Here is a 4,637-nt window from a genome sequence, read left to right as displayed (position 1 = left end):
CCCCCAGCTGCCGCCGGGGGTGCCCCCGTCCCGAAACCGGGGGCGACCCCTCGGCCTCCCGACGCTTTTCGGGAGGGTCCCCGACCACCGGATGATGGCGCCGAATCGGGCCCGGCCGGCGCCTGAGCACCAGGGCCCGGGGCGAAGCCCCGGTTCGGGATGGCGGCACCCCCAGCGGTGGCTGAAGGAGGCCGGGCAGGGGAGCAGCACCGGGCATCGGCTAGATCGCCGACCACAGGATCCGCTGCGCCGCCACCGCGTCCTGCCGCTCCTGGGCCTCGCCCAGCGCCGCGAGGTCGATCCGCTCGCACGCCGCGTCCAGCCGCCGGATGGTGCGGATGGAGTGCGACAGGGCCTCTACGGGGTCCTCACGGAACGGGAACTGGTCCAGCAGCACCGGCCGGTCCCAGCCGATGCGGCGCAGCGCAAGCAGGAACTCGACGGTCTCGAAGAGGTGCACGGAGGCCACCGGCAGATCGTCGTCCCAGCCGCGCCAGTTGTCGTTGAGCTCGGCGGACTCCAGGCGGCCGTGCCGGTGGACGAGTTGCAGCGCCTCGGCCGGGGCCTCCCCCGCCATCAGGGAGTGGCCGAAGTCGAGCACGATGCCAAGGTTGTCCACTCCGGCCTCGCCGATGGCGAGCAGGGTCGTGGCCGCGTTCCCGAGGGTGATCTGTACGCGGGGCTCCTTCGGCTTGTACTCGATGGCGAACCGCGTCTCGGGGTGGGCGGCGGCCAGCTCCCGTATCGCCTCCACGGTCAGCTCCCACAGCCGGGGGTAGTCGGCCTGGCCCGGCATGTCGAAGCCGTCCTGTCCGGGCCAGAACTTGACGTATCCGGCGCCCAGTTCGGCGGCCGCCTCCACCGCCGCGTGGACCCGGTCCTTGGCCGCACGGCGCACGGCGGGGTCGGGGTTGGTGAACGCGCCGCGGGCGAACCGGCGGGTGTAGAGGTGCGGGGTGACGGCGCGGGCCTTCAGGCCGAGGCCGTCAAGCATGGACGCCACGGTCTTGGGCGCCAGGTCTTCTTCCGCGAAGGGGTGGTTGATGTCGAGGTACTCCAGGCCGTCGACCTGGGCGGCCAGTTCGAGCATGCCGGCCGTGGACCGCTCGGGGCCGTAGCCGTCGGTCGCGTACCGGTCGACGATCCGGCCGAACGCCCAGATTCCCGCTCCGAAGGTGAGGTGTGCCATCCGCTCGGCTCCTGACTGTGTCGACTTGTCGGCTGGGTTCACGGGGTGGTTCACAGGGACGGGTGCAATCACGAAGACAGGTGCGGTCGCAGGGACGGGTACGGTCGCGGGGAGGTGGGGCGGGAGCGGCGGACCGCGTCCCGCCAGCGCTCCAGACGCTCGGCGCGCCAGGCCGCGCCCCGGCCGGGTTCCACCGCGGTGGTACTCACCCTGGAGCGCCGCCGCAGCTCCTCGGCGGTCCACAGTCCGAGGCTCAGCCCGGCGAGGTGCGCCGCGCCCAGCGCGGAGGTCTCCGGGTGGGCACTGACGCGTACGGGCCGGGCGCACAGGTCGGCCTGGAGCCGCATCAGCGAGGCGTTGGCGCTGGCCCCGCCATCCGCGTACAGCTCGGGTACGGGGCCGAGGGCGCGGTCGAACAGCGCGGCGGTCTCGGCGACTTGGAACGCGACCGACTCGATGGCGGCACGGGCGACGGCGGCACGCGGAGCGGCCTGGGAGAAGCCGCTGAGCACGGCCACCGCCTCCCGGTCCCAGTAGGGCGCGCCGAGCCCTTCGAAGGCGGGGACGAGGACGGCGGTGGTCTCCTCCGCCTGGTCGGCGAGGGCGGCGACGGCGGCCTCGTCGGTGCCCAGCAGCCGCGCGGCCCAGCGCACGGCGGTGCCGGAGGCGGCGATGTTCGCCTCCAGCGCCCGGGCGGGCGGCTCCCCCGCCGACTGCCAGGCGATGGTGCGGGCGAGACCGGGGGGCAGCTCGGCCGTACGCGGGTCGGGCGCGAGCGCCATCAGCGAGGAGCCGCTGCCGTAGGTGGCCTTGAGGACGCCCGCCCGGCCGGCGCTGTGCGCGAACAGGGCGGCGTGGGAGTCGGCGAGCACGGCGGCCAGCGGCACCCCCGTACGCATCCCGGGCAGCCCATCGGCCGGGCCGAACGGGCCGGTGGACGGGACCGGTTGCGGCAGCGCGGAGCCGGGGACGCCGAACAGGTCCAAGAGGTATGGGCTGTACGCGCCGGTGTCGAGGTCGAGCAACTGGGTGCGGGAGGCGTTGCCGAGCTCGGTGGCGTCGCGGCCGGTGATACGGCGCAGCAGCCAGGCGTCGACCGTGCCCACCCGGATGCGCCCGGCGCGGGAGGCACCGCGGTCCGGGTCGAGTCCGTCCAGCAGGGCCGCGGCCTTGGTGGCGGAGAACATGGGGTCCACGGGCAGCCCGGTGCGGGCGGTGATCTCCTCGGCCTCGTCCCCGGCCGCCAGCCGCGCGCAGCGGGCGGCGCCTCGGCGGTCCTGCCAACTGAGCAGCGGGGAGAGCGGGTTGCCGGTCGCCGTCTCCCAGGCGAGCACCGACTCACGCTGAGTGCTGAGCGCCACGCCCGCGATATCGGCGTCCGGGTGGGCCGACAGCAGGTCACCCGCCGCGCCGGCGACGCTCGCCCACAGCTCCTCCGGGTCCTGCTCGACCCTGCCGGGGCCGGGGTGCGCCTGGGACAACGGGCGCATGGCAGTGGCGCGCACGGTGCCGCCGGCGTCCAGCAGCAGCGCCTTCGTACCGCTGGTCCCCTGGTCCAGGGCAAGGATCGCGGGGGTGGTCACGTCACCGGCCCGAGGAGTTCGAGCGCGGCGCGCTCGGCGCCCGCGGCGGTCAGACCGAAGTGCTCAAAGAGGAAGCGGGGGCTGCCGGTGGGGGCGAACACCCCGGGCACGCCCAGGATCCGCATGGGCACGGGGCGGTGGGTGACGACCGTCTCCGCGACGGCGCCGCCGAGGCCGCCGCGTACGGTGTGCTCCTCGACGGTGACGATGCGGCCGGTCTCCTCGGCGGCGTCGAGCACGGCCCGCTCGTCCAGCGGGCTGACCGTCGACATGTTCAGCACGCGGGCCCCGATCCCCCGCGCGGCCAGCCGTTCGGCGGCCGCCAGCACAATGGCCACGGTCGTGCCCGTGCCGATGAGCGTGATGTCCGCGCCCTGCCGGAGCACGGCGGCGCGGCCCGGCGTGAACGGGACGTGCGGGGCGAGTTCGGGTACGGGGGTGCGGCCGATCCGGAGGAAGACCGGCCCGTCGTGGGCCAGCGCCCAGCGCACCGCCTCCGCGGTCTCGGCCGGATCAGCGGGGACCACGACGGTCAGGTCGGCCAGCGCCCGCGTCCAGGCCAGGTCCTCGATGCTGTGGTGGGTCGGCCCGAGCGGCCCGTAGGCCAGCCCGGGGCTCATACCGCACAGCTTCACGTTGGCCCGGGAGTAGGCCACGTCGGCCTTGATCTGCTCCAGGGCCCGGCCGGTGAGGAACGGGGCGGCGGCGCAGACGAACGGGACGCGCCCGCCGCCCGCCAGGCCCGCCCCGACGCCGACCATGGTCTGCTCGGCGATGCCGACGTTGATCAGCCGGTCCGGGAGCTCGGCCGCGAACTCCCCCAGCCCGCTGGATCCGACGGAGTCGTTGCACACGGCCACCACCCGCTCGTCCTCCCGGGCCAGTTCCAGCAGCGTCGCCGAGAACGCCGCGCGGCAGTCGTGCAGCGCCCGCTCCCCGGTCCCGGCGCTCATCCGGCCAGCTCCGCCATGGCGCGTACGGTCTCCTCGGCAGTCGGTACGCGGTGGTGCCACTCGACCCGGTCGGCCATGAAGGACACGCCGTGGCCCTTCTCGGTCCGGGCGATCAGGCAGGTCGGGCGGCCGGGTTCCGGTGGCGCGGTCAGTGCCTCGTACAGGGCCTCGTGGTCGTGGCCGTCGACGCCGCGTACGGCAAAGCCGAAGGCGGCCCACTTGTCGGCCAGCGGCTCCAGCGCGGCGGTGTCCTCGGTCCTGGCACCCTGCTGCAGCCGGTTGCGGTCGACGACGACGGTGAGGTTGTCCAGGCCGCGGTGGGCGGCGGTGAGGGCCGCCTCCCAGTTGCTGCCCTCCTGGAGTTCGCCGTCGCCGGTCAGGACGATGACGCGCCGCGGGCTCCCGTCGAGCCGGGCGGCGATCGCCGCGCCGACGGCGACGGGCAGGCCGTGGCCCAGCGGGCCGGTGTTGGTCTCGACACCGGGCACCTCGCGCCGGTCGGGGTGGCCGCCGAGCGGCGACAACGGGTCCATGTAGGTGTCCAGTTCGGCGTCGGGGAAGAACCCGGCGTACGAGAGCGTGGCGTACAGCGCGCCCGAGCTGTGGCCCTTGCTCTGGATGAACCGGTCCCGTTCCGGCGCCTCGGGGCGCTCCGGGTCGCAGTCGAGGACGAGCACGTAGAGCACGGTGAGGACGTCGACGGCCGAGAAGTCGCCGCCGACGTGCCCCATGCCGGCGTGCCGGATCATCTCCAGGTCCCGGCGCCGTATCGCGTCGGAGATCGCGGCGAGCCGGGCGCGCCGCTCGGCGGGCGGCGCCCCGGCCAGGGAGCGGCGCAGCAGGCGCAGCCGCTGCGCGCTGCCGGGCACGGGCTTGAGCGTCATGTGGCGTTCCGTTCGGTCGGGGGACGGG

4 protein-coding genes are annotated in these 4,637 nt (G+C 74.9%); all 4 read right to left on the bottom strand.

The window, feature by feature from the left end; translation table 11 throughout:
• Window positions 1-220: 220 nt before the first annotated feature.
• On the bottom strand, window positions 221-1,189 hold the full coding sequence (locus AOK16_RS23485; RefSeq protein ID WP_055474137.1) for a sugar phosphate isomerase/epimerase family protein: 969 nt from the start codon (window positions 1,187-1,189) through the stop codon (window positions 221-223).
• A gap of 68 nt (window positions 1,190-1,257) precedes the next feature.
• Window positions 1,258-2,772 (bottom strand): FGGY family carbohydrate kinase, encoded by a 1,515-nt coding sequence (locus tag AOK16_RS23480; protein ID WP_055474136.1) that lies wholly within the window; start codon window positions 2,770-2,772, stop codon window positions 1,258-1,260.
• Window positions 2,769-3,725 (bottom strand): transketolase family protein, encoded by a 957-nt coding sequence (locus AOK16_RS23475; protein WP_055474135.1) that lies wholly within the window; start codon window positions 3,723-3,725, stop codon window positions 2,769-2,771. Before AOK16_RS23475 ends, AOK16_RS23480 begins: the two co-directional genes overlap by 4 nt.
• Window positions 3,722-4,637: transketolase (locus AOK16_RS23470; RefSeq protein ID WP_338058502.1), on the bottom strand; the 916-nt coding region annotated here is incomplete at its 5' end. The genes AOK16_RS23475 and AOK16_RS23470, both read right to left, overlap by 4 nt.

The sequence above is a fragment of the Streptomyces pathocidini genome (genome assembly GCF_001418495.1).
Lineage (GTDB): Bacteria > Actinomycetota > Actinomycetes > Streptomycetales > Streptomycetaceae > Streptomyces > Streptomyces pathocidini.
The sequence above is the reverse complement of the archived record's forward strand: the minus strand, read 5'-3'. Positions and strand labels throughout refer to the sequence as shown.

Bases quoted from the DNA above. Each gene is read 5' to 3' on its own strand.
- AOK16_RS23475 (WP_055474135.1), bottom strand. From the start codon at position 3,725: ATGAGCGCCGGGACCGGGGAGCGGGCGCTGCACGACTGCCGCGCGGCG.
- AOK16_RS23485 (WP_055474137.1), bottom strand. From the start codon at position 1,189: ATGGCACACCTCACCTTCGGAGCGGGAATCTGGGCGTTCGGCCGGATC.